This is a genomic window from Pseudacidovorax sp. NFM-22 (assembly GCF_021401245.1).
In the GTDB taxonomy this organism is placed as follows: Bacteria; Pseudomonadota; Gammaproteobacteria; order Burkholderiales; family Burkholderiaceae_C; genus Xenophilus.
Genome location: NZ_JACBFY010000002.1, coordinates 938,552 through 960,503 on the forward strand (window position 1 = coordinate 938,552; position 21,952 = coordinate 960,503).

Sequence of the window (21,952 nt, forward strand, 5' to 3'; positions counted from 1 at the left end):
CAAGGTAGGGAGGCAGAAGCGCCCGTTCTGTAGGCAGGTGACCCGCGGCGCACGGGTCGGATTCATGCACCCGGGTCAGCGGGGGACTGCAGCGCGTGCGCAGGCCAGCGCACTGGGTCCTGGCGTGGCGCCCGCCGCCCTGACGCGCCACGCCGAACGCTCAGAACAGGCTGGCCTGGACGGGCGCCGCGGGCGCGGTGAGCGAGGCGCGCAGCGTGGGCGACTCCAGCGCCCGCGCGGGACGATGGCCATCGAGCTGCACGAAGGGCATCACGCGCGCCACGGGCACGCGCAGGCGGCGCAGGTCCTCGGCCCGCAGGCGCCGGTGGCGCCGCGCCGCCACCAGCTGCTGCACGGCCCGCACACCGAGGCCGGGCACGCGCAGCAGCAGCTCGCGCGGGGCGGTGTTGAGGTCGATGGGAAAGCGCTCGCGGTGCGCGAGCGCCCAGGCCAGCTTGGGGTCGACGTCCAGCGCCAGCATGCCCTGCTGCGAGGCCGGCACGATCTCGTGGTGCTCGAAGCCATAGAAGCGCATGAGCCAGTCGGCCTGGTAGAGGCGGTGCTCGCGCATCAGCGGCGGCGCGGCGGGCGGGAGGCGGCTGGCCGCATCGGGGATGGGGCTGAAGGCCGAGTAGTACACGCGCCGCAGCCGGTAGGCGCCGTAGAGGTTGGCGCTGGTGTCGAGGATGGCGACGTCGGTGGCCGCATCGGCGCCAACGATCATCTGCGTGCTCTGGCCGGCGGGCGCAAAGCGCGGCGCCTTGCCGCGGCGCGGGCCGGTGACGGGCAGGGAGACGGCCTTGGCCGCGGCCACCGCGTCGTCGCCGGCCTGGCCCTTGGCCTCGCCGATGTGCACCGCCATGCGGGCCATCGAGCGGCGGATGGCCGTGGCGTCCTTTTCCGGCGCGAGGGCCTCGAGGCCGGCGGGCGTGGGCAGCTCGACGTTGATGCTCAGCCGGTCGGCGAAGCGCCCGGCGCGGGCCAGCAGCACCGGATCGGCATCGGGGATGGTCTTGAGGTGGATGTAGCCGCGGAAGTCATGCACCTCGCGCAGGATGCGCGCCACCTCGACCAGCTGCTCCATGGTGTAGTCGGGGCTGCGGATGATGCCGCTGGACAGGAACAGGCCCTCGATGCAGTTGCGGGCGTAGAAGTCGAGCGTGAGGAGCACCACCTCGTCCACCGAGAAGCGGGCCCGCGGCACGTTGCTGCTCACGCGGTTGATGCAGTACAGGCAGTCGTACTGGCAGAAATTGGTGAGCAGGATCTTCAGCAGCGAGATGCAGCGGCCATCGGGCGCATAGCTGTGGCAGATGCCCATGCCCTCGGTCGAGCCCATGCCGCGCCCGCCCCGCGAGTCGCGCTTGTCCGTGCCGGAGGAGGCACAGGAGGCGTCGTACTTGGCCGCGTCGGCGAGGATGGCGAGTTTGCGCTGGAGGTCCACTGGATGAATATACAGCCCTGCGCCGCCGCGCGCTAAGGCCCCGCGCGGGGTCAGGTCTTGCGCCTGTGGCGCGCCCGCCATTCGGTGGCGCCGTAGAGCACCACGGCCACCACGAGCGGCAGCAGGTAGTACACCGCCCGATAGGCGAGCAGCGCCCCCAGCAAGGGGGCCTGCGGCACCTGGTGCGACAGCAGCGCGACGAAGACCGCCTCCAGCACGCCCAGCCCCGCGGGCACATGGGTGATGACGCCGGCCACGGCTGCGACCAGCAGCACGGCCAGCACCTGCGGATAGTCCACACGCCCTTGCAGCAACAACCAAACGATCGCGCCCATCAATGACCAGTTGGCCGCGGACAGCAGCAACTGGAGCGCACCCATGCGCAGCGAGGGCACTTCCAGCGCATGGCCGCGCACCGTCATCGAGCGCCCGCCCGCGAAGGCGCACAGCAGCAGGTAGCCGAGGGCCACGGCCACCAGCACGACGCCGAGCACGCGCAGCCCGCCGCTGTCGATGCGCCACTCCGGCGGCAGGGCCAGCGGCGACAGCGCGAAGGCGGCGCCCGCCACCAGCAGGTAGCCGATCCAGTTGGTGAGCATCGAGAAGCCCAGCACGCGCGTGATGTCCGAGGCGCGCAGCCCGAGCCGCGAATAGAGCCGGTAGCGGAAGGCCACGCCGCCCACCAGCGAGCCGAAGTTCAGGTTGAAGGCATAGCTGATGAAAGCCACGCCCATGACCGTGGGCGCGCGCAGGCCATGGCCGGTGAGGTGACGGCCGAGCAGGTCGAAGGTGGTGTAGAGCGCAAAGCTGAGCGCCGCCAGGGCCGCCGCGGCGGCCACCAGGGCGAGCGGCAGGGCTTGCAATGCGTCCAGCACCTCGTCCCATTCGATGGTGCGGGCCTGCCGCACGATCAGCCATCCGACTCCGAGCAGGAAGGCCCACAGCGCGCCGCGCTTGAGCCAGGGCCACCAGCGTCGCTCGGACGCCGCCGGCCGGACTGGCGCGCGGGCAGAGGCGGCCGTCGGCATGGCCGTCAGACGGCGTCGGCCGGCTGCGCGCCCAGGGGCGCGGCCGCAGCCGGCGGCACCGCCGGCTTGAGCTGGGGCGCATGGCGCGGCAGCCAGCTGGTGAGCGAGGGATACCAGCGCAGGAAGTGGAAGACGAAGAAGCTGCGCACCAGGCGCCAGCCGCTCCACTCCTCGGCCAGGTCTTCGGGCGCGATCTGCTTGCAGCTGTGGCGCATCAGGTGCTCCAGCCGCTCCGACAGCACGCGGTTGAAGCCCTCGCCGCGCAGCACCACGTTGGCCTCGAGGTTGAGCGAGAGCGACAGCGGATCGAGGTTGCTCGACCCCACGGTGCTCCAGTCGTCGTCCACCAGCGCCACCTTGCCGTGCAGCGGGCGCTCGCAGTATTCGTAGATGCGCACGCCGGCATGCAGCAGGTGGTGGTAGAGCATGCTCGCCGCCTTCTTCACGATGGGCATGTCGGGCTCGCCCTGCAGGATCAGCCGCACATCCACGCCCCGCCGCGCCGCCTGCCGCAAGGCCTTGATGAAGCGGTAGCCCGGAAAGAAATAGGCATTGGCGATCACCACGCGCCGACGCGCCTTGCGGATCGCCTCCAGATAGTGGCGCTCGATGTCCGTCGTGTGGTGGCGGTTGTCGCGCGTGACCAGCAGGGCCTGCATGCCCTGCGCCGCCTGCGGCCCGCGCAGCCGCGTGGCCGTGGGCGGTGCGTCATGGTGGGCGGGCGACTGCTGCAGCGCCTGCACCCGCTTCATGCGCCGCCGGTACCAGCGCGGCTTGCGTGCCCCCAGCGCGATCTCGCGCAGCACGAAGCGGTGCAGCTCGCCCACGATGGGGCCGCGCAGTTCGACCGAATAGTCCTGCTTGGCCTCGGGGCCGAAGTCGGCCAGGTGGTCGGCGGAGTAGTTGATGCCGCCGATGAAGGCGCGCCAGCCATCGACCACGACGATCTTGCGATGCATGCGGCGGAACACATTGAGCCGCTTGCCGAAGAAGCGCTCGCCGGGGTCGAACACGCGCACCTTCACGCCGGCCGCGGCCAGCTCGCCCAGAAAGCGCGCCGACAGGTCGGGCGAGCCGAAGCCGTCGATCATCAGGTCGATGCTCACGCCGCGGCGGCCGGCCTCGCACAGCGCCTCATGCAGCGCGAGGCCGACCTTGTCCTCGAAGAGGATGAAGGTCTCGATCACCACCTCGCGCTCGGCGCGGCGGATGGCCTCGAAGACGCGGGGGAAGAAGGCCTCGCCGTTTTCCAGCAGTTCGACGTCGTTGCCGGGGTGCCATGCGGGCGCGGTCATGAGGGCAGTCGCTCCATGGTCAGGGATCAGAAATGGATTTCGGCCACCAGCGGCGCGTGGTCCGACAGGTGGGACCAGGGCGTGCGCGGCAGCACCACCGGCGAGGAGACGCCGGCATTGCGCACGTAGATGCGGTCCAGCGGCAGCAGCGGAAAGCGGGCCGGGAAGGTGCGGGCGGGCTTGCCCGTGGCGGTCATGAAGACCTCCTTCAGGCCGGCCCCGTCTTCCAGCACGGCATTGGCGCGGCTGCGCCAGTCGTTGAAGTCACCCGCCACGACCAGGGGCGCATCGGCGGGCACCTCGTCGCGGACGATGTGGCACAGCAGCTCCAGCTGCTGCTGCCGGTGCGCCTCGGCTAGGCCCAGGTGGGCACAGATGGCATGCAAGTCGCCCGCCCAGCCGGGCATGCGGACCACGCAATGCAGAAGGCCGCGCTTCTCCGGCCCCGCCACCGACACGTCATGGTTGCGATGCTGGACGATCGGGAACTTGGACAGCAGCGCATTGCCATGGTGGCCGCGCGGATAGACCGCATTGCGGCCATAGGCGAACTGCGGCCACATGGTGTCCGCGAGGAATTCGTAGTGCGGTGCCTCGGGCCAGTTGTCGACGCGGCGGGCATGCCGCTCGTGCGTGCCCAGCACCTCCTGCAGGAAGACCACGTCGGCCCCGACCGTGCGCACGGCCTCGCGCAGTTCCGGCAGGATGAAGCGCCGGTTGAAGGTAGTGAAGCCCTTGTGCGTGTTCACCGTCATCACCTTCAGGCGACGCGCGGGCGCCGGCGCCGAGGCCGGCTCGGGCGGGGGCATGGACAGATCGGATCGGGGCAGTGAGGACACGGGCCGTGTTGTAGGCCAGGGGCCGGAAACGCCCTGTAGGAGCGCGTCCGGTTCCCCACGCCCATTTTTTCGCCAGCCGCTTTCGCTTCGGCAGCGGCCCGTGCGGATGCGGCTCCTACAGGGGCGCGCAGCCGACGCCCACACGGGTGGGGCGACAGGCCCCGCTACGGTGACTGCACGTCGTCGGGATGGCGACGTCATCCCGCAACTTCATCCAATCGAAGGAGAGACCCATGACCCGCACCACTCGCACCCTGTCTGCACTTGCCGCCGCCGGCCTGATGGCCCTTGGCACCAGCGCCTTCGCCCAGACCTCCGTGCCCGCGACGCAAGGCCAGGCCAGCACCATGACGCCGGCCGGCGTGCCCAACCCCACGCAGCGCCCCGACGGCACCATGCCCGCCCAACGCGACAACGTCCGCGCCGAGGCCCGTGCCAACAACCGCATGCCCGACAACACCAAGACGCCCAGCGGCCAGCCGACGACCGTAATGAATGGCCAGCCCAATCCGACGCCTCCGGTGAACCAGAACACCCGCGCCGAAGTCCGTGCCGACACCAAGGCCGACATGCAGCGCCGGCCCTATGGCAACACGGGCGAACGTCCCGACGTGCCCACCAACCCCAAGAACATGACCGGCACGCCGAAGTGACCGGCACCGGCGCCGCAAACCGCGGCGTCGCACGAAAAAAACCCCGGTCGATGGGCCGGGGTTTTTTCATGGGCAGCCGCTCAGCGTGTCAGCCGCGGGGAGCGTCTCCAGGGCGCGGACCGTGGCCGTGCGGATGCTCGCCCCGTGCATGCATGCGCGGCAGCGTCTCGGCATCGAAGGTCTGGCGCTGCTGCGGCGACAGCTGCGCATAGAAGCCGCGGGTCGCATCGGCCACCTTGGCAAAGCGGGCCTGGCGTTCGGCCTGGCGGGCCTGCATGCGGTCCAGCCGCTCGGGGGTGCTGAGCTTGGCCAGATCTTCACGCGCCCCCGGGGGACGCGCTGGCGGCGTGAAGGCGCTGGCATAGGCGTCCCAGGCGGGCTGCTGGGCCGGCGTCAGCTGCAGCTTGGCCTTGAGGGCCTCCATGCGCTTGGCATGGTGCTCCTTCATGCGCTCCATGCGCTGCTGCGGGTCCATGGCCTTGCCATGGCGCTGGCCGTGCATGCCGGCCGGCGGCGGGGCGCCCTCTGCCGGGGCCGACGACGCGGGCTGCGCGGAGGCGGCGAAGGCGGCACAGGCCAGCAGGCCGGCCGCGAAGAGGGAATGACGACGGGATTTCATGGTGCTTCCTTTCCGAAGACCGCCACCGGATCGGCAGCGTGGAGACGACTGTGCGCCCCGCAGGTCAAGACGGCGTTCGTCCTCGGTAAGCGACAGGTGTGTCGAGGTAAAGAAGCGTGAAGCCTGCCGCGTGATCGGGCAGGAATCGAGGAGCCGCGACGCCGCGCCCCTCGCGCGGGCGTTGCAGCTGCTTACTTGGGCCGCGGCCTCTTCAGGCGTGCATCGGGCGGGGAAAGGCGGCCGGCGCGCAGCATGCCCACGGCCGTCGCCACCGCGCGGGCGGCATTGCGGGCCTCTTCCTGCATGGCCTCGTCGGCGTCCAGTGTCTGGTGGCTGGTCGCGTACGGCTCGTAGTAGCCGATGTAGCGGTCGAGTCTGGCCTGGGTGCCCGCGTCGATGAGGCCCATCCAGTCGAGCCAGTCGCAGAGGTTGCGGCGCAGGCTTTCGATGCCCGCCACGTCGCCATGCACCACCACGCCATAGGCCCGACCTTCCAGGTGCTTGGGATAGTCCCAGCCCTGGAGCTCCAGCGCCTTCGCTTGCGCGGCCTTCTTGCCGTGGGTGGACGTGGGATCGGGATTGCCGCCGTCGGCGCAGACCAGCCGGTCGATCATCGCCTTGAGCGGCGTGGGCGCCTGGTACCAGTGGGTGGGCGTGAAGATCATCACGCCGTGTGCCGCCACCCAGCGCTCGTAGATCTCGTTCATCCAGTCGCCCGTCTGCCGCAGCGAATGGTTGGGATAGCAGCTGCAGGGCCAGTGGCACAGCGGCATGGCGGTCGAGGCGCAGCCCTTGCACGGATGGATGTGCCGACCGTAGTCGGAGGTGACGCGACTCAGGTCCAGCACGTCGCACTGCAGGCCCTGGCCCTCGAGCACCGCGCGCGCTAGCTGCAGCAGGCGCCAGCTCTTGGACATCTCGCCCGGGCAGCTGCCGTCGTTGCGCGGCGAGCCGTTGATCAGCAGCACGCGCGAGCGCGTCTCGGGCCGGCTCCATGCGGCCTGCGCCGCGTCGATGCGCGCACGCGCCTCGATCCAGTCGACGGACAGCGCATAGCCCGGATCGGCATACCCCGGCCCCGCCTCCCGCGTCACCGGCGCCTTGCGCCCGTCTTCGTACGCCTCCCAGGCCACCTGTTCGATGCGGCCGATCGCCGCGGCCTCCGCGCGGAAGGCCGGGTCGTGGAAGACCTGCATGAACTGCACGTGGAAGGCCTCTCGCGAGAGGGTGGGCGGCGCCTGGCCGGTGCCGGGGGGCGTGGGGATCGTTCATGCGCTGCAGCGTAGGAGTTGTTCCGGGGCCGGTGCCGGCGCGCGCACCGCCTTGCGCGGTAAGCCCGCGCCGACAGCCTGGAGAACTGCAAACACGCGTCCGCCCTCCTCCACCTCTGTTGACGCTGCGTCTGCACGAGCCCACGACGCCTTGCGCCATCCGGCCCCCGCTGCTGCGGAATCAGCAGGACGGCGGTCCGCGGCCCGCAAGATCATGGGCCGCCGGCGGTCCTGCTGCGGCAACCCTGCCCCGCTCGCATGTCGCTCGCGTCCTCCCTGCCCCGCTCCCGTCGCTTCCGGGTCGACGTGGGCACCCTCATCGCGGCCCTGGTGCTCGCGCAATCGCTCGTGCTCATCGCGCTCGTGGGCTGGGGCGCGCAACGGCTGGTCTCCTCTTTCGGCGAGGGGGCGCAGCGGGCCAATCACCAGCGGGTCCAGGAGAAAGTCGAGGCCTTCCTGGAGCGGGCCGCCACGGCGGTGGACGCGATGGTGCAGGCGCCCCACCTCGCGCCTGCCGGCAGCAGCGCCGACGACACCGCCGAGCTGCTGTGGGTGCTGCTGCAGCAGGCGCCCGAGCTCGACAGCCTGTACGTGGCCGATGCGCGCGCGCGCATGCTGATGGTGCAGCGCTACCCCGACCTCGCCGTGCGGCGCATCGTGCGCGCGCACGACGCCACCACCGAAACCTGGGACTACAAGGTGCGCCCCGACCTGCGGCTGATGCCGGCGCAGCGCTTTGCCACCACGCGCAGGCGCACCCTGACCAGCAGCTACGACCCGCTCGCGGGTCCCTGGTATCGGCAGGCCACGCTGGCGGGACGGCCGGTGTGGACCGCGCCCTACGAGTTCCAGGTGGCGCACGAGCTGGGCGTGACCTACGCGCGGCCCGATCTGCGCACGCGCGACAACGACGCCCCGGACCAGGTGGCGGCGGGGGACGTGACCCTGGGCCGGCTGTCGGACTTCGTGCGCCAGTTCGCCCGCGCCGGCGAGGGCGACAGCGCGCTGCTCAGCGCCGACCTGCGCGTGCTGGCGCGCAGCGACCGGCCCGGCCGCATCACCCGGCTGGAGTCGCCCGCCGACGGCGTGCTCGCGGCCCTGCGCGAGCCGCTGGCCCGCGCAGGGGCCGCGAGCTTCACGATCACCTACCGCGGCGAGCGCTACCTCGTGCAGAGTTCGGTGATCGTGGCCACCGGCTGGCGGCTGGTCAGCTGGGTGCCCGAGGAGCGCGTGCTGGGCGGCGTGCACCGGGCGGTCGGCGGCGCGATGGCCACCGCGCTGGGCTTCCTGGGCGTGGTGCTGCTGCTGTCGCTGCGCCTGGCCCGCCGCGTGACGGCGCCGGTGGAGCGCCTGGCCGATTTCGCGCGCCGGATCGGGCGGCTGGAGCTGGACGGCCCGGCCCCCGCGCAGAGCCGCGTGCTGGAGATCCAGCACCTGGCGCAGGCCCTGGACGACTCCGCCCGCGGGCTGCGCGCCTTCCGGCAGTTCGTGCCGGTGCAGCTGGTGCGGCAGCTCATGGCCGAAGGGCTGCCCCTGGGCGCCAGCGGCCGGCCGCGGCGCGTGACGATCATGTTCACCGACATCGCCGGCTTCACCGGGCTGGCCGAAGGCACCCCCGCGCCCGTGCTGGTGGCGCAGCTCACGGACTACTTCAACCTGACGGCGGCGGTGATCGCGCGCCATGGCGGCACCATCGACAAGTACATCGGCGACGGGATGATGGTGCTGTGGGGTGCCCCCACCGCGCTGCCCGACGCGGAGCTGCGCGCCTGCCGCGCCGCCCTCGACCTGCAGGCCGAGGTGGACGCCCTCAACGACCGCGCACGGGAAGCAGGCCGCGCGCCGCTGCCCACGCGCATCGGCATCCACACCGGGCCGGTGATCGCGGGCGTGCTGGGCTCCAACGACCGGCTGGCCTACACGGCCATCGGCGATGCCGTCAACGTGGCGAGCCGGGTGGAAGAGCTCAACACCGCGCTGGGCACGCGGATCCTCATCTCCGAGGCCACCTGGCAAGGCGTGGCCGAGCGCCTGCCCGTGCGGCGCATCGCCACCGAAACCCTGCTGCGCGGCCGGCAGGCGCCCCTGACGGTGTACGAACTGCTCGAGGACCGGGCCGCCGCGGGTTGAGGCCGGTCAAGCCGATGCGGCAGGGCGCTGGCCACAATGGCCAGCCCGACTTCCGCCGCGAGACCCATGCGCTCCACCGATCCGCTCGACATCGCCATCGTGGGCGCCGGCCCCACCGGACTCGCCCTGGGCATCGCCCTCGCCCGCGAGGGCTACGGCGTGGACGTGCTCGACCATCAGGACGCCGACGCCCTCGCCGCGCCCGCCGACGACGGCCGCGAGATCGCCCTGACCCACGCCAGCGTCGGGCTGCTGCGCGAGCTGGGCATCTGGCCCCACCTGCCGGCCGCGGCGATCGGCCGCATCCGCGAAGCCCGGGTGACGGACGGCGGCCCCGCCTCGCCCGCCCTGCGCTTCCACACGGCGGGAACGGGCTGCGAGGCGCTGGGCGCCATCGTGGCCAACCATGCGATCCGACGGGCTTGCTTCGCGGCGGCCACATCGCAGGAGCGCCTGCGGCTGCATCCCGACCAGCGCGTGCAGCAGGTGCACATCGACGCGGACCATGCCCACATCGCCCGCGAAGGCGGCACGCCGCTGCGCGCACGGCTGCTGGTGGCGGCCGACAGCCGCTTCTCGGGCCTGCGGCGCCAGCTCGGCGTGGGCGCTGCCTTGCAGGACTTCGGCCGCACCATGGTGGTCTGCCGCGTGGCCCACGAGGCCGCGGACCATGGCGAGGTGGCGCACGAATGCTTCGGCCCGGAGCGCACGCTGGCCATGCTGCCCCTGCCGGGCCGCTTCAGCTCTGCCGTGCTGACGGTGCCGGGCGCGCAGGCCTCCAGGCTGTGCAGCCTGCCGCCCGACGCGTTCGCGCAGGAAATCCAGCGCCAGTTCGGCGACGGGCTGGGCCCGCTGCGCCTGGCGGGCGAACGCCACGCCTATCCGCTGGTGGCGACCTATGCCGAACGCTTTGCGGGCCACCGCTTCGCGCTGGCGGGCGATGCCGCCGTGGGCATGCACCCGGTCACCGCCCATGGCTTCAACCTGGGGCTGCAAGGCGTGCGCAGCCTGTGCGCCGCCCTCTCGCAGCGGCCCCTGTCCGACGACCCGGGCCAGGCGGACCGGCTGCAACGGTACGAGCGGGTGCATCGCCGCGAAACGGCGCCGATCTACCACGGCACCAATGCGGTCGCGCGCCTCTATGCCGGACAGACCGGCCCGCACCGGTTGCTGCGCAGCCTGGTGCTCGAAGCCGCATGTCGGCTGCCGCCGGTGCGCTCAGCGATCACGCGGCAGCTGATCGGAGCCGGTCCCGCACGCTTCTGAGCGGCTGAAGAGAGGAGATGTCGAGGGCTTCGCGCCTTCGACGGCCGCGGGGAATCGCTGCGGGCACGCGTGCCGCGCAAGACGCGCAGCCCCTCATGCGGGCGGCGCGCACGCCAGCGCTGTCCCCCTCAAGCGGGCGTCGCCACCGCCTCTTCGGCCGCGGGCGAACAGGCCGCGGAGCCACAGCCCTTCATCGGCTCCGTCGGCAGCGCGTGCGGCCGGCCGACCTCGCCGGTCTCCATGTCGAAGCCTACGCTGCGCAGGTGCAGCGCCAGGCCCGCATCCATGGTCTGGGCGTGGTGCACAAACCAGGCACCCAGCTGGCGCGCCAGCTCGCGCACCAGGGCGAGATCGCCGCGCTGCCCGGCCGCCAGGCCATCGCGCATGGCGTGCAGCACCACCTTGTGCTGCACGCTGTGGCAGTTGGCGACGGAAAAGCCCGTGGCCTGCATCCATTGGTCCTCGCGCGAGAAGTGGGCATCGGTGTGGTCGATCAGCCCGCTCCAGCACGCCAGCAGTTGCTCGTCCGGCGCCTGCTCGACGTCGGCCAGCAGCAGCACGAATTCCTCGTGGGTGCGGTCCATCACGGGGGCGTCCAGCACCAGGGCTTCGGACCATTGCAGGGTGGCCATCGTCGTCTCTCCACGCAGTCGGTTGGGGGAGATCGCAGAGTAGGCCGGCATGGCAACCGCCGCCTTGACGGGGCGCAAGGCAAGGGGCGGTGATCCCCGCCACGCGTCACCTCGCCGCCGGGCCGGCCGCACGGACGGACGGACGTTCAGTGCTTGGCCGCGGCGTTGCGCTTGCGCGTGGCCGCCGCCTTCTTCGCCGAGGCGGAGCGCTCGGCCGCCGAGCGCGAGGCCGATGCCTGGCCCCCGGCATGGCCGCCCTTGCGCGAGGGTGCATGGTTCGCGGCATGGCCGCGGCCCGAGCCGCTCTTCTCGCCGCCCCCGGACTCCTTGTTCACGGTGGCCCAGGCGCGGCGCTCGGCCTCTTTCTCGGGCACGCCACGCGATTCGTAGCCTTCCTCGATGTGCTCGGCCTGCCGCTTCTGCTTGCCGGTGTAGGCGGACTTGTCGCCACGGGGCATGGTGATCTCCTGTGTTGCAAGAAAGCACATGCTCGCCCCGTGGCCGTCTGCGCCTGTAGGCCGAGGCGAAACGGCCCTGTGCGCGGGTGGCGGGGTACGGCGGCCGCGGCGCCGCCCGCCGGGCGCCGACCTATCATCGGCCGATGCTCGCGAACCTCACGCCCTTCCTCCTCCACTGGGCCATCACCGCCTTCTCGCTCTGGGTGGCCAGCCACATCTTCCGCGGGCTGCAGTTCGACGGAACGGGCTCGCTGGTGGTGTCGGCATTGCTGCTGGGCCTGGCCAATGCCATCGTCAAGCCGCTGCTGATCTTCCTGACGCTGCCGCTCACGCTGCTGACCTTCGGCCTGTTCCTGCTGGTCATCAACGCGCTGATGATCCTGCTGGTAGCGGCGCTGGTGAAGGGCTTCCGGGTGTCGGGTTTCTGGACCGCCCTGTTCGCCAGCATCTTCATCTCGCTGCTGAGCATGCTGATCGGCACGCTGGTGGACGGCGGCGACCCGGCCACCCGCATCCAGCTGCCGCAAGGCACGGGCAACTGGCTCTAGAGCCCGCGGCGCCTGCCGCGGGGCACGGGCGTCACACACGTCACGACCGCCCGCTTTCCGTTCACCAATCCGCAAGCCTGTTAAAGAAGCGACGCGTGTGCGCGCCGCTTTTGACGGTGTTGGGCCGCCGAGTGCGGCTTTCACGACATCAGGCCATGGCGATCACCGTGCAGCTGCCCAGAATCGACAGAACGATTCACAGGGAGCCGGCAAGGAGACGTCATGAGACGCGCCATTTCGATCTGCGTGGTCGCCGCGATGCTCGCCGCATGCGCGGCCCATCCACAGCCAGACAGCACCCCCGTCAGTGCCACCCCGGGCCATCCGCTGCCGCATCCGCGCGTGGAGATCTTCTACAACGCCGAGCCCGAACTGGTGGTGCGCGACTCGGGGGCCATTCCCGCCGTGGGCCTGATCGGGTTGCTGGGCCCCGTGGGTGCGCTGGCGGCGATGGGCGTCGATGCCCTCAGCCGCGGCAATGCGACCCAGCAGGCCGGCGAGCGTAGCCAGCGCTTCACGCAGGCCGTGCGCGGCGAGGGCAGCGACCTCGCGCTCAACCACGAGTACGCGCAGCGCCTGGCCGAGGCGCTGCGTTCGACCGGCCGCGAGGTCAAGCTCACGCCCGCGGCACGCGCCCTGGGCACGGCCGGGGAACTGCACCTGGAGGGGCTGACGCCCACGCCGGGCCATGACGTGCTGCTGCTGCGCATCTCCACCGCCTACTGGGCGCCCGACCTGGGTTCGAGCTTCCGGCCCTATGCCCGGGTGGAGTACGCGCTGCGCGACGACCAGCTGGCGCCCCTGGCCTGGGATTCGGTGTCGTTCCGCTCGGCCGAGCCCCGCTACTACGCCTACGACACGCTGCTGAAGGAGAACCGGACCGCCTACGACGGCCTGCGCCAAGCGCTGTTCGCAACCCTTCCCGGCGTGATGCGAAAGAACTTCCCCAGCCTCCCGACGCCCGCGCTCCGCACCGCAGGAACGCCCTGACCGGCCCCTCGCGCCTCACCCCGATTCTTTCCCATCCCCATGATCGACTCGCCCCCCTCACCCACTCTCGAACGCACGGGCCCCTTCGTCCCTGACGGCTGGCGCAGCCTGGTGGAGCCGCTGTGCGAACTCAAGGAGGCCCTGGACCATGCCGTGCGCTGGCCCGAGCGCATGGCCCGGCACGGCCGTGCCGCACAGGTCCTGTCCACGCACGGGCTGACGCTGCAACAGGCCGCCGCGCTCAGGACCTCCCACCTGCCGGACCGCTTTGCCCGGCATCTGCTGGGCGACTGGTTCGCCGCCACCGGCGAGCCCGTCGGCACCTGGGAGCGCAGCAGCCTGCCCCCCTGGTGCACGCTCGGCTGGGTGCGCAAGGACGCCTACCGCCTCACGCCCGAGCGGCCACAGGCGCGGTTGCGCGCCCTCGTGGACGAACTCCATGCGGACCCCGAAGCCATGGACGCCACGGCCTATGGCCTGGCCGGCATCCCCCTCTTCTGGGCCGGTGAGGGCAAGAACCGCTGCCAGCTCTACCGCCTGGCCGGCCGCGCCCGGGTGGGCAGGCTCAGCCTGTACCCGGCGCCCGACCTGTCCGCCTGGCGCCTGGCGCCGGTGATGGGCGCCCGGCAGGTGGTGGCGCTCATCGCGCCCGACGGGCGGGTGCAGCTGCTGCCATTCGGCCGGGCCTCCAGGCCGCTGCTGCTCGCGCTGGGCGTGACGTGGCGGCCCCGGCCCGTGCTGCGGCCTTGGATCGAGTCGCTGCAGCGCGGCCAGCCCATGCCGCATGTCCAGGCCGAGTACCGGCTGCGCGCATCGATCCTCGCGCCGGCGGCCTAAAGAAGGTGTGAACGAAGCCGACATGTCCGCTCGGCCACGCCGGATTCATGCACACCTTCTGAGAAGAGCACCCGACTCAGGACGTGCGCGAGGGCGCCTCTTCCACCGGCGCCGGGCTGAACAGGTAAGGCAACAGGCCCGCCAGCAGCAGCGCGGCCGCGCAGCCGAAGATGGCGGCGAAGGCGCCATCCACCGGCCAGCCGCGGCGCTGGCCCGCCTCGGCGATCAGGCCGAAGGCCCAGGAGGCGCCGGCGGAGCCCAGGAAGACGCAGGTGTTCAGAACGCCCAGGCCCCGTCCGCGCAGCGCCGCGGGCACCAGCGCGCGGCCGTGGCTCATCACCAGCGGATGCAGCATGCCGGCCGTGACCACGAAGGTCAGCAGGGTCAGGTCCAGCGCCAGACCAACCGCGGGCCAGGCCGTGAGCGCCAGGGCCGCCGAGAACGAGAAGGCCGTCCAGCCCGCCACGGTGGCACGCAGCGAACTGCGACGCACCACCAGCGGAATGGTCAGCGCGCCCAGGATGCCGCCCGCGCTCACCACCATCAGCGCCAGCCCGCGCGCATCGGCCCCCAGCCCGAAGACCTGCGCGAAGTAGGGCCCGCCCCAGGCGTTGCGGAAGCTGGTGCCTGCCGCCATGGCGATGCACATCGGGATGAGCGTCCACAACGCCCTGCGGCGCAGCAGGCCGGCGCTGGCCAGCACCATCGCGGCCGGGCTTTCCTGCCGGGCCAGGGCATGGCCCTGGTCGCGCACATGCCGCCACACGCCGATGCAGGCCAGCAGCATCGCGACACCACCGAGCGCGATGGCCGGCCGCCAGCCGATGCGATGCGCCGCCCAGCCCAGGGGCGCCGTGGCCACCAGCGAGCCCACCATGCCCACGGCATTGGCCCGGCTGATGAAGGCGGCGAAGCGCGCGGGCGGCAGCTGCTCCGCTGCGTAGTGCATCAGCCCCATGAAGACCGGTGCGCAGGCCAGCCCCAGGCCCGCCTGCGCCACCATGGCGACGGCGCCGTTGGGCGCCGCGACCAGCAGGGCCGCCGACACCACGCCGATGGCCAGCAGCCAGCGGCTGGGACGGCCCACGCCCCAGCGGTCGAAGGCCACGCCCACCGGCACCTGCGCGACGGCGAAGGCCAGGAAGAAGCTGGAGGACAGCGCGCCGAAGCCCGCGGGCGACAGCGCGAGGTCGTGCTGCAGCTCGGGCGCGATGACCGCGAGGCAGCTGCGGAAGAACTGGCTGAGGGAGAAGGCGAAGGTCAGCGCGACGAGGCCGCGCGAGGTGGCTGACGGGGACGGCATTTCGGCGCCGATTGTCCCGTGCCCCCGCCGCCGCATCGACCACCGGCGCGACAGGCCCGGCGTGGTGCCGTCATCGGGCCGCCGCCTTCGCCCGCCGCTCGGCCAGCGCCACGTACCAGGCCAGGCAGCCCGGATTGGCCATGGCCTCCTTGTTGACCACCTTGTCGATGGGCTGGCCCAGCAGCAGCTTCTTGATGGGCAGCTCCTGCTTCTTGCCGGAGAGCGTGCGCGGGATCTCGGCCACCTCGAAGATGTCGTCGGGCAGGAAGCGGGGCGACAGGCTGGCGCGGATGGCGTCGTTGAGCTTGCGGCGCATCGCGTCGTCCAGCGCCACGCCGGGACGCAGCACCACGAAGAGCGGCATGTAGCTGTCGCGGCCCAGGTACTCCAGGTCGACCACCATGGAGTCGAGCACCTCGGGCAGCGACTCCACCGCGTTGTAGATCTCGCTGGTGCCCATGCGCAAGCCCTGGCGGTTGATGGTGGCGTCGCTGCGGCCGTAGATGACGCAGCCGCCGTCGGTGCCCACCTTGAGCCAGTCGCCATGCCGCCAGACGCCGGGATAGGTGTCGAAATAGCTCGACAGGTAGCGCGCGTTGCCGGGGTCGTTCCAGAAGTACAGCGGCATGGAGGGAATGGGCTCGGTGCAGACCAGCTCGCCCACCTCGCCGATGACGGCCTGGCCGTTCTCGTTCCAGGCATGGACGGCGGCGCCCATGAAGCGGCACTGCATCTGGCCCGGCACCTCGGGCAGCTCGCGGTTGCCGCCGACGAAGGCGCCGCAGAAGTCGGTGCCTCCGGAGATGTTGCACCACCAGGCCTCGCTGTCGGCGCCGCCCTTGAGGGCGCCCGGCTTGGGCACGAGGCCCGCGGCGCGCTTCGCTTCCTGCATCTGCGCACTGCCCCAGCGCTGCACTTCCTCCGCCAGCGGCGAGCCGGTGCTGCCCAGGATGCGCACGCGCGAGAGGTCGCCGCAATCCACCGCGCGCACGCCGGCCTTCATGCAGTTGGTGAAGTAGGCCGCGCCGGCACCGAAGAAGGTCACGCCGTGGCGCGCCACGAAGCGCCACAGCACCGACCAGTCGGGCTGCTCCTTGCTGTGCGCCGGATGGCCGTCGTAGAGGACGCAGGTGGTGCCCGACACCAGGCCCGACAGCTGCGCGTTCCACATCACCCAGCCGGTGGAACTGAACCAGTGGAAGCGCTCGCCGAAGCTGTTGGCCGCATAGCTGCTGCCCAGGTCGTAATGGATCTGCGACAGCGCCATCGACAGCAGGATGCCGCCCTGGCCGTGCACGATGGGCTTGGGCAGGCCGGTGGTGCCGCTGGAGTAGACGATCCACACCGGATGGTCGAAGGGCAGCCATTCGGGCGCGAAGGCGGCGACCTCGGCATCGTCCCGGCCACTGGCGGTGGCCCAGTCGATGTCGTGCGGCAGCGCCTCGGACGCATGGGGCGTGCGCAGCAGCAGCAGGCGCTCGGCGGTGGGCAGCTGCGCGCGCAGTTCGCGCACCACGGCACTGCGGTCCAGCGCCTTCTGACCGTAGTGCACGCCGTCGATGGCGATCAGCACCTTGGGTTCGATCTGACGGAAGCGGTCGGCCACGGCGGCCGTGCCCATGTCGGGCGCGCACACGCTCCACACCGCACCGATGCTGGAGCAGGCCAGGAAGGCCACCATGGTCTCGGGAATGTTGGGCAGGTAGGCCGCCACCCGGTCGCCGCGCTGCACGCCCAGGGCCCTGAGCGACAGCGCCACCGAGGCGATCTGCCGACGCAGCTCGGGCCAGGACATCTCGCGCACCTCGCCGGCCTCGTCCTCGCTCACGATGGCCGGCATGCCCGCTGCATGCGCGGGCTCGACGTGGCGCAGCACCTGCCACGCGTAGTTGACCTGCGCGCCCGGGAACCACACGGCCCCCGGCATGCGTCGGTCCGCCAGCACCGCGCGGTGCGGCGTGGGCGATTGGATGCCCGCGTAATCCCAGATGGCCTGCCAGAAGCCATGCAGGTCGGTCACCGACCATTGCCACAGCGCGTCGTAGCTGTCGAACACCAGGCCGCGGTGGTCGCGCAGCCAGTTCTGGAAGAGGCGGATCTGGGGAACGTAGGCGGGAGCGGTCATGCAGGCAGCGTAGTGCGGCGGTGCAGCACGCTCAATGCGGATTGGCCCCAGCGGCGTCGTCTGCGCGACTGGCACTGTCCCGCCACGAAGCACGGGCAGGGAGCAGCGGCTCATGGTTTGTACGTGTGTGCAAGACTGTTGTACGGCCGTTCAATAGGCGCATGAGTGCCCGGCCGACCTCTGCTCCTCCCGCGCGCCGCGCGGCCCGTGGCGCAGCCGCCGAGCCCCGTCCGGACCGCCGCCACGCCATCCTGCTGGCGGCCGAAAAGCTCTTTGCCCGCCACGGCTACCACGCCGTGAGCATCCGCCAGATCGCCGACGAAGCCGGCGTGCCGCTGGCCCTGGTGGGCTACTACTTCGGCCCCAAGAACGCCCTCTTCGAGGCCATCTTCGAGCACTGGAACCAGACCATCGAGCGCCGGCTGGCCGCGCTGGCCGAGGTGCCCATCGACCCGGCGGACACGCGTACGCTGCCCCGCATCATCGATGCCTTCACCACGCCGGTGCTGGCCCTGCGCGCCAGCAGCGAAGGCGAGTACTACGCGCGGCTGGTGGCCCGCGAGCTCTCGCACGTCACCGAAGAGGCCGACCGTGTGCTGCGCCACTACTTCGACCCGCTGGCCAACGCCTTCATCGACGCCCTGCAGCGCGCCCTGCCGCATGCCACGCGGGCGCAGGTGGCCTGGGGCTACCAGTTCGCCCTCGGCGCACTGCTGCACCACCTGACGGACACGCGGGTGGAGCGCCTGTCCGGCGGCGAGGCCCAGCCCAACGAGGCGGCCGGCAGCGCACTGCTGGTGGCCTTCATCGCCGGCGGGCTGCGCGCCGCCATGCCCCGCCCCCGCGCCGCCCGCAAGACCGCTACGCCTTCCAAGAAGACAAACCCACGGAGACAAGCCTGATGAAAAGACGCACCGCACTCTCGGCGCTCGGCGCCGCCACCCTGGCCGCCGCCGCGCTGCCCGCCCGCGCACAGGGCACCACCAGGATCGTGTTCGGCTTCACGGCCGTGACCGATTTCGCTTCGGTCTTCGTGGCCAAGGAAGAGGGCTACTTCGGCAAGCGCTCGCTGGACGTGGAGCCCAAGTTCATCCCGCTCAACTCGACCATCCCGGCCGCGCTGCAGTCCGACTCGCTCACCATCGGCGGGCCCACGCCCTCGGTCTTCCTGCAGGCGGTCGACGGCGGCCTCGATCTGGTGCTGGTGGCCGGCGGCGGCCTCACGGCCAAGAGCATCACCGGCTTCGGCCTGGTGGCGCGCGCCGGCTCGGGCATCAAGAGCGCGCAGGACTGCGTGGGCAAGAAGGTCGGCGTGCCGGGCCTGGGCGCCTTCCTGCACGTGACCTTCCGCGCCTGGCTCAAGGACCAGCGCGTGGACTACCGCAAGGTCAACTTCGTCGAAGCCGCCTTTCCGCAGCATGCGGACCTGCTGCGCGGCGGCTCGGTGGACGCGGTGGTGTCGGCCGACCCGTTCATGAGCCGCATCACCGAATCGGGCGCGGGCTATGTGGCGAGCTACTACTCCACCTTCCTGCCCGAGGGCAACCAGACCATCGTGCATGCCGCGCGCCGCGACTGGGCCGAGAAGAACCCGCAGGCGGTGCGCGCCTTCCGCGAGTCGCTGGTGGAGGCCGCCGCCTTCATGGGCCAGGCCAAGAACGACGCCCGCGTGCGCGCTACCATCGGCAAGTACATCAAGCTGCCGCCGGAGGTGCTGGCCAAGGTGCAGATCTCGCCGCCCGGCCCTGTCGTCACCGACAAGCAACTGGCCTACTGGGTGGGGCTGATGAAGGACCAGGACATGCTCAAGGGCTCGCCCGACGTGGCGCGGCTGATCGCCCGCTGAGGCGGGGCGCACGTCATGGGAGCCCCCGACTTCATGGCCGCCCGGATGGCTGCCGAGGCGACGCAGGCGACGTCCTCCAACGCCACGCCGACGGCTGCTGCACCACTGCTGCGCTTCGACGAGGTGAGCATCCGCCTGGGCGGCCGCGAGATCCTGTCGCCCACCAGCTTCGAGGTGCGGCGCGGCGAGTTCGTCTGCATCGTCGGCGCCAGCGGCTGTGGCAAGACCACGCTGCTGCGCACCGCCAGCGCGCTGGTCACGCCCACCGCGGGCCGCGTGCTGCGTCATGGCGTGCCCATCACGCAGCCCGCGCGCGAGATCGCCTTCGTGTTCCAGGACTACGGCCGCGCCCTGCTGCCCTGGCGCACGGTGGAAGGCAATGTGCGCCTGGCGCTGGAGGCCGCGCACGTGCCCAACGCCGAGCATGCCGCCCGGGCCGCCGAGGTGCTGGCCAAGGTCGGCCTGGCGGCGCATGCGAACAAGTTCCCACTGCAGCTGTCGGGCGGCATGCAGCAGCGCGTGCAGATCGCCCGCTGCCTGGCCCAGCGCCCCGAGCTGATGCTGATGGACGAGCCCTTCGGCGCGCTGGACGCGATGACGCGCCAGGGCCTGCAGGACGAGCTGGCGCGCCTGGTGCGCGACGACGGCCTGACGGTGATCTTCGTCACCCACGACCTGGAAGAGGCCATCTACCTGGGCGACCGCGTGGTGGCCCTGCAGGCCAACCCCGGCCCGGGCCGGCCCAGCCTGGCCCGCATGATCGACGTGCCCATTCCGCGGCCCCGCGACCAGCTGACGACGCGCGAGCATCCCGAGTTCGTCCGCCTGCGCCGCGAGCTCTTCACCTTCATCGAGGAAGGCCATGGCTGAGCCGGTTGCGCACCCCACGGCCCTCGGCGCTGCGACCGTTCGCGCCGAGCCTGTCCAGGCGCCACGCACAACCCAGTCCGTTCGCGCTGAGCCTGTCGAAGCGCCGGCCCCCACGCCAACGCCAGCCGCCGAGCCACACCCCCTCGCCCGCCTGCGCCCCTGGGTCATCCCCGCCCTGCTGCTGATCGCCTTCGAGCTCTACGCCCGCCGCGCCTCGGCCCTGGGCAGCGACTCGCTGGCCCCCGTCAGCGCCGCCCTCAAGGCCTGGTGGGGCGCAGCCATGGACGGCTCGCTCTGGCAGGCCACCGCCTTCACCCTCGGCACCGCTGCACTCGGCCTGGGGGTGGGCAGCCTGCTCGCCCTGGCCGGCGGCATCGCGCTGGGCCTCTCGGCACGCGCCGCCCGCATGGGCTTCATGACCACCGAGCTGCTGCGCACCGTGCCCTCGGTGGCGCTGATCCCGCTGGCCATGCTGATGTTCGGCTTCGGCGTGCGCATGGAGATGGCGGTGGTCGCCTTCGCCACCTTCTGGCCGCTGATGCTGCTGGTACAGGCCGCCGTGCGGCAGGTGGAGCCGCGGCTGCTGGAGGTGAGCCGCGTGCTCGGTCTCTCGGCGCGCGAGCGGGCCTTCAAGATCGTGCTGCCGGCCATCGCGCCGCGGCTCTTCGTCGCGCTGCGCCTGGGCGTGGCCGTGGCACTGGTGGTGGCCGTGACGGTGGAGATCGCGGCCAATCCCAACGGCATGGGCTACGCCATGATGATCGCGCAGCAGAGTTTCGACCCCGCGCTGATGCTGGCCTGGCTGGGCTGGATCGGCGTGGTGGGCTATGCGATCAACGCCGGCATGCTGCGGCTGCAGCAACGCGTCGGCCGTCGCATGGGGGCCGCATGAACGAGCGCCTGAAGATGAGCAGCTGGCTGGGCTCGGCCCTGGTGCTCTGCGCACTGATCGCGCTGTGGTGGGTGGCCAGCAACCTGGGCTGGGTCAGCCGCGTCTTCCTGCCCACGCCGCAGGCGACGTGGGACGCACTGGCCGAGGGCTTCAACCTGCGCGGCAACGGCCATGGCGAGCTGGCGGGCTGGACGCTCGACACCGTCGGCCGCATGCTGCAGGGCTGGCTGCTCGCCTCGCTCGCAGGTGTGGCGCTGGGCGTGTTCATCGGCGCCTCGGCCGCGGCCCGGGCCTGGCTGCAGCCCATGCTGGAGTTCATCCGGCCGCTGCCGGCCTCTGCCGTGCTGCCGGTGGCCATCGCCATCTTCGGGCTGAGCCCGCGCATGGTGCTGGTGGTGGTGGCCTTCGGCGCCATGTGGCCGGTGCTGCTGGCCACGGTGCATGGGCTGGCCACCGTCGATGCGCGGCTGGCCGAGGTGACGCGCTGCCTGCAGCTGTCCCGCACCGCCTTCATCCTCAAGATCGGCCTGCCCCATGCCATGCCCGACATCCTGGCCGGCATGCGCCTGGCCCTCACCGTCGCGCTGATCGTGGCCGTGGTGGGCGAGATGATCGCCTCGCAGGGCGGCCTGGGCCAGGCCATCCTGCTCGCGGCGCGCGCCTTCCGCGCCAGCGAGCTGTTCGCCGGCATCGTATTGCTGGGGCTGATCGGCTTCGTCAGCAATGGGCTGCTGGCCTTCGCAGAACACAAGCTGCTGCGCTGGCAAAGATGACCACCCCCAGGCTCCGCGCACTTCGTTGCGCTCCGCCACCCCCTTCCAGGGGGCGCCGCCCACGGCCTGGCCAAGCCAGTTCCGTGGCGGCCGCAGGCATGGCCTGCTCCGCGGCCTCTTGAATCACTTGTTC

The 21,952-nt window shown here is 71.6% G+C and carries 21 protein-coding genes; 11 read left to right on the top strand and 10 right to left on the bottom strand.

The features are described 5' to 3' along the window. Window positions 1-160: 160 nt before the first annotated feature. Genes L0984_RS09865 through L0984_RS09880 form a run of 4 tightly spaced genes read right to left on the bottom strand, consistent with a single transcriptional unit; the run spans window position 161 to window position 4,576 of the window. Window positions 161-1,444: a putative DNA modification/repair radical SAM protein gene (locus L0984_RS09865; RefSeq protein WP_234193515.1), complete on the bottom strand. Its 1,284-nt coding sequence runs from the start codon at window positions 1,442-1,444 to the stop codon at window positions 161-163. 50 nt (window positions 1,445-1,494) lie between these two features. Continuing rightward, window positions 1,495-2,472, bottom strand: coding sequence for a lysylphosphatidylglycerol synthase domain-containing protein (locus tag L0984_RS09870; protein WP_234193516.1), 978 nt, complete (start codon window positions 2,470-2,472; stop codon window positions 1,495-1,497). A 5-nt stretch (window positions 2,473-2,477) separates the two neighbouring features. Continuing rightward, complete coding sequence (gene clsB / locus L0984_RS09875; protein ID WP_234193517.1) at window positions 2,478-3,767, bottom strand: cardiolipin synthase ClsB; 1,290 nt, start codon at window positions 3,765-3,767, stop codon at window positions 2,478-2,480. 26 nt (window positions 3,768-3,793) lie between these two features. Next, window positions 3,794-4,576, bottom strand: coding sequence for an endonuclease/exonuclease/phosphatase family protein (locus tag L0984_RS09880; RefSeq protein WP_234193518.1), 783 nt, complete (start codon window positions 4,574-4,576; stop codon window positions 3,794-3,796). 263 nt (window positions 4,577-4,839) lie between these two features. On the opposite strand from L0984_RS09880, the gene L0984_RS09885 reads away from it, so the two are divergent. Further along, window positions 4,840-5,259 (top strand): serine/threonine protein kinase, encoded by a 420-nt coding sequence (locus L0984_RS09885; RefSeq protein WP_234193519.1) that lies wholly within the window; start codon window positions 4,840-4,842, stop codon window positions 5,257-5,259. Window positions 5,260-5,347: 88 nt separating this feature from the next. Here L0984_RS09885 and L0984_RS09890 read toward each other — a convergent pair whose 3' ends face one another. Next, window positions 5,348-5,878 carry a Spy/CpxP family protein refolding chaperone gene (locus L0984_RS09890; RefSeq protein WP_234193520.1) on the bottom strand — a complete coding sequence of 177 codons (531 nt, stop codon included), beginning with the start codon at window positions 5,876-5,878 and terminating at the stop codon, window positions 5,348-5,350. 191 nt (window positions 5,879-6,069) lie between these two features. After that, the gene (locus L0984_RS09895; RefSeq protein WP_234193746.1) at window positions 6,070-7,074 is read right to left on the bottom strand and encodes a flavodoxin family protein; all 1,005 of its coding nucleotides are present in this window, start codon (window positions 7,072-7,074) and stop codon (window positions 6,070-6,072) included. A gap of 333 nt (window positions 7,075-7,407) precedes the next feature. Here L0984_RS09895 and L0984_RS09900 point away from each other — a divergent pair, with 333 nt between their 5' ends. Together L0984_RS09900 and ubiM are read left to right on the top strand one after the other, a co-directional pair. Continuing rightward, on the top strand, window positions 7,408-9,279 hold the full coding sequence (locus tag L0984_RS09900) for an adenylate/guanylate cyclase domain-containing protein (RefSeq protein ID WP_234193521.1): 1,872 nt from the start codon (window positions 7,408-7,410) through the stop codon (window positions 9,277-9,279). A gap of 66 nt (window positions 9,280-9,345) precedes the next feature. Continuing rightward, window positions 9,346-10,545, top strand: a complete 1,200-nt coding sequence (gene ubiM, locus L0984_RS09905; RefSeq protein WP_234193522.1) for a 5-demethoxyubiquinol-8 5-hydroxylase UbiM — start codon at window positions 9,346-9,348, stop codon at window positions 10,543-10,545. 128 nt (window positions 10,546-10,673) lie between these two features. Here ubiM and L0984_RS09910 read toward each other — a convergent pair whose 3' ends face one another. Then, window positions 10,674-11,177, bottom strand: a complete 504-nt coding sequence (locus L0984_RS09910) for a hemerythrin domain-containing protein (protein WP_234193523.1) — start codon at window positions 11,175-11,177, stop codon at window positions 10,674-10,676. A 146-nt stretch (window positions 11,178-11,323) separates the two neighbouring features. Beyond that, window positions 11,324-11,635: a plasmid stabilization protein gene (locus L0984_RS09915; protein ID WP_234193524.1), complete on the bottom strand. Its 312-nt coding sequence runs from the start codon at window positions 11,633-11,635 to the stop codon at window positions 11,324-11,326. A 143-nt stretch (window positions 11,636-11,778) separates the two neighbouring features. On the opposite strand from L0984_RS09915, the gene L0984_RS09920 reads away from it, so the two are divergent. From L0984_RS09920 to L0984_RS09930, 3 genes are all read left to right on the top strand, one after another. Then, window positions 11,779-12,183, top strand: a complete 405-nt coding sequence (locus L0984_RS09920) for a phage holin family protein (RefSeq protein ID WP_114801701.1) — start codon at window positions 11,779-11,781, stop codon at window positions 12,181-12,183. A 222-nt stretch (window positions 12,184-12,405) separates the two neighbouring features. Further along, window positions 12,406-13,173: a hypothetical protein gene (locus L0984_RS09925; RefSeq protein WP_234193525.1), complete on the top strand. Its 768-nt coding sequence runs from the start codon at window positions 12,406-12,408 to the stop codon at window positions 13,171-13,173. A 39-nt stretch (window positions 13,174-13,212) separates the two neighbouring features. Beyond that, complete coding sequence (locus tag L0984_RS09930; RefSeq protein WP_234193526.1) at window positions 13,213-14,010, top strand: hypothetical protein; 798 nt, start codon at window positions 13,213-13,215, stop codon at window positions 14,008-14,010. A gap of 76 nt (window positions 14,011-14,086) precedes the next feature. Here the strand turns inward: L0984_RS09930 and L0984_RS09935 are convergent, their stop codons facing one another. Beyond that, complete coding sequence (locus L0984_RS09935; protein ID WP_234193527.1) at window positions 14,087-15,313, bottom strand: MFS transporter; 1,227 nt, start codon at window positions 15,311-15,313, stop codon at window positions 14,087-14,089. Window positions 15,314-15,383: 70 nt separating this feature from the next. Further along, complete coding sequence (locus L0984_RS09940; protein ID WP_234193528.1) at window positions 15,384-17,438, bottom strand: acetoacetate--CoA ligase; 2,055 nt, start codon at window positions 17,436-17,438, stop codon at window positions 15,384-15,386. Between the two features lie 161 nt (window positions 17,439-17,599). Between L0984_RS09940 and L0984_RS09945 the strand changes: the two genes are divergently transcribed. From L0984_RS09945 to L0984_RS09965, 5 genes are read left to right on the top strand one after another with little or no spacing between them, the layout of a single operon-like run. Then, the gene (locus L0984_RS09945; protein WP_234193529.1) at window positions 17,600-18,340 is read left to right on the top strand and encodes a TetR/AcrR family transcriptional regulator; all 741 of its coding nucleotides are present in this window, start codon (window positions 17,600-17,602) and stop codon (window positions 18,338-18,340) included. Further along, entirely contained in the window at window positions 18,337-19,284 is a 948-nt protein-coding gene (locus tag L0984_RS09950; RefSeq protein ID WP_234193747.1) for an ABC transporter substrate-binding protein, read from the top strand. The genes L0984_RS09945 and L0984_RS09950 overlap by 4 nt, the downstream gene beginning before the upstream one ends. A 45-nt stretch (window positions 19,285-19,329) precedes the next feature. Continuing rightward, window positions 19,330-20,154 carry an ABC transporter ATP-binding protein gene (locus L0984_RS09955; RefSeq protein ID WP_370645939.1) on the top strand — a complete coding sequence of 275 codons (825 nt, stop codon included), beginning with the start codon at window positions 19,330-19,332 and terminating at the stop codon, window positions 20,152-20,154. Next, window positions 20,147-21,046, top strand: coding sequence for an ABC transporter permease (locus L0984_RS09960; RefSeq protein WP_234193531.1), 900 nt, complete (start codon window positions 20,147-20,149; stop codon window positions 21,044-21,046). The genes L0984_RS09955 and L0984_RS09960 overlap by 8 nt, the downstream gene beginning before the upstream one ends. Further along, complete coding sequence (locus L0984_RS09965; protein ID WP_234193532.1) at window positions 21,043-21,819, top strand: ABC transporter permease; 777 nt, start codon at window positions 21,043-21,045, stop codon at window positions 21,817-21,819. The genes L0984_RS09960 and L0984_RS09965 overlap by 4 nt, the downstream gene beginning before the upstream one ends. The last annotated feature ends 133 nt before the right edge of the window (window positions 21,820-21,952 follow it).

Excerpts from the sequence above, each read along its gene's own strand:
- L0984_RS09935 (WP_234193527.1), bottom strand. The coding sequence starts at position 15,313 with ATGCCGTCCCCGTCAGCCACCTCGCGCGGCCTCGTCGCGCTGACCTTC.
- L0984_RS09920 (WP_114801701.1), top strand. The coding sequence starts at position 11,779 with ATGCTCGCGAACCTCACGCCCTTCCTCCTCCACTGGGCCATCACCGCC.
- L0984_RS09890 (WP_234193520.1), bottom strand. The coding sequence starts at position 5,878 with ATGAAATCCCGTCGTCATTCCCTCTTCGCGGCCGGCCTGCTGGCCTGT.
- L0984_RS09945 (WP_234193529.1), top strand. The coding sequence starts at position 17,600 with ATGAGTGCCCGGCCGACCTCTGCTCCTCCCGCGCGCCGCGCGGCCCGT.
- L0984_RS09930 (WP_234193526.1), top strand. The coding sequence starts at position 13,213 with ATGATCGACTCGCCCCCCTCACCCACTCTCGAACGCACGGGCCCCTTC.
- L0984_RS09965 (WP_234193532.1), top strand. The coding sequence starts at position 21,043 with ATGAACGAGCGCCTGAAGATGAGCAGCTGGCTGGGCTCGGCCCTGGTG.
- L0984_RS09885 (WP_234193519.1), top strand. The coding sequence starts at position 4,840 with ATGACCCGCACCACTCGCACCCTGTCTGCACTTGCCGCCGCCGGCCTG.
- L0984_RS09925 (WP_234193525.1), top strand. The coding sequence starts at position 12,406 with ATGAGACGCGCCATTTCGATCTGCGTGGTCGCCGCGATGCTCGCCGCA.
- L0984_RS09895 (WP_234193746.1), bottom strand. The coding sequence starts at position 7,074 with ATGCAGGTCTTCCACGACCCGGCCTTCCGCGCGGAGGCCGCGGCGATC.
- L0984_RS09915 (WP_234193524.1), bottom strand. The coding sequence starts at position 11,635 with ATGCCCCGTGGCGACAAGTCCGCCTACACCGGCAAGCAGAAGCGGCAG.
- clsB (WP_234193517.1), bottom strand. The coding sequence starts at position 3,767 with ATGACCGCGCCCGCATGGCACCCCGGCAACGACGTCGAACTGCTGGAA.
- L0984_RS09880 (WP_234193518.1), bottom strand. The coding sequence starts at position 4,576 with ATGCCCCCGCCCGAGCCGGCCTCGGCGCCGGCGCCCGCGCGTCGCCTG.
- L0984_RS09960 (WP_234193531.1), top strand. The coding sequence starts at position 20,147 with ATGGCTGAGCCGGTTGCGCACCCCACGGCCCTCGGCGCTGCGACCGTT.
- L0984_RS09955 (WP_370645939.1), top strand. The coding sequence starts at position 19,330 with ATGGCTGCCGAGGCGACGCAGGCGACGTCCTCCAACGCCACGCCGACG.
- L0984_RS09910 (WP_234193523.1), bottom strand. The coding sequence starts at position 11,177 with ATGGCCACCCTGCAATGGTCCGAAGCCCTGGTGCTGGACGCCCCCGTG.
- L0984_RS09900 (WP_234193521.1), top strand. The coding sequence starts at position 7,408 with ATGTCGCTCGCGTCCTCCCTGCCCCGCTCCCGTCGCTTCCGGGTCGAC.
- ubiM (WP_234193522.1), top strand. The coding sequence starts at position 9,346 with ATGCGCTCCACCGATCCGCTCGACATCGCCATCGTGGGCGCCGGCCCC.
- L0984_RS09870 (WP_234193516.1), bottom strand. The coding sequence starts at position 2,472 with ATGCCGACGGCCGCCTCTGCCCGCGCGCCAGTCCGGCCGGCGGCGTCC.
- L0984_RS09940 (WP_234193528.1), bottom strand. The coding sequence starts at position 17,438 with ATGACCGCTCCCGCCTACGTTCCCCAGATCCGCCTCTTCCAGAACTGG.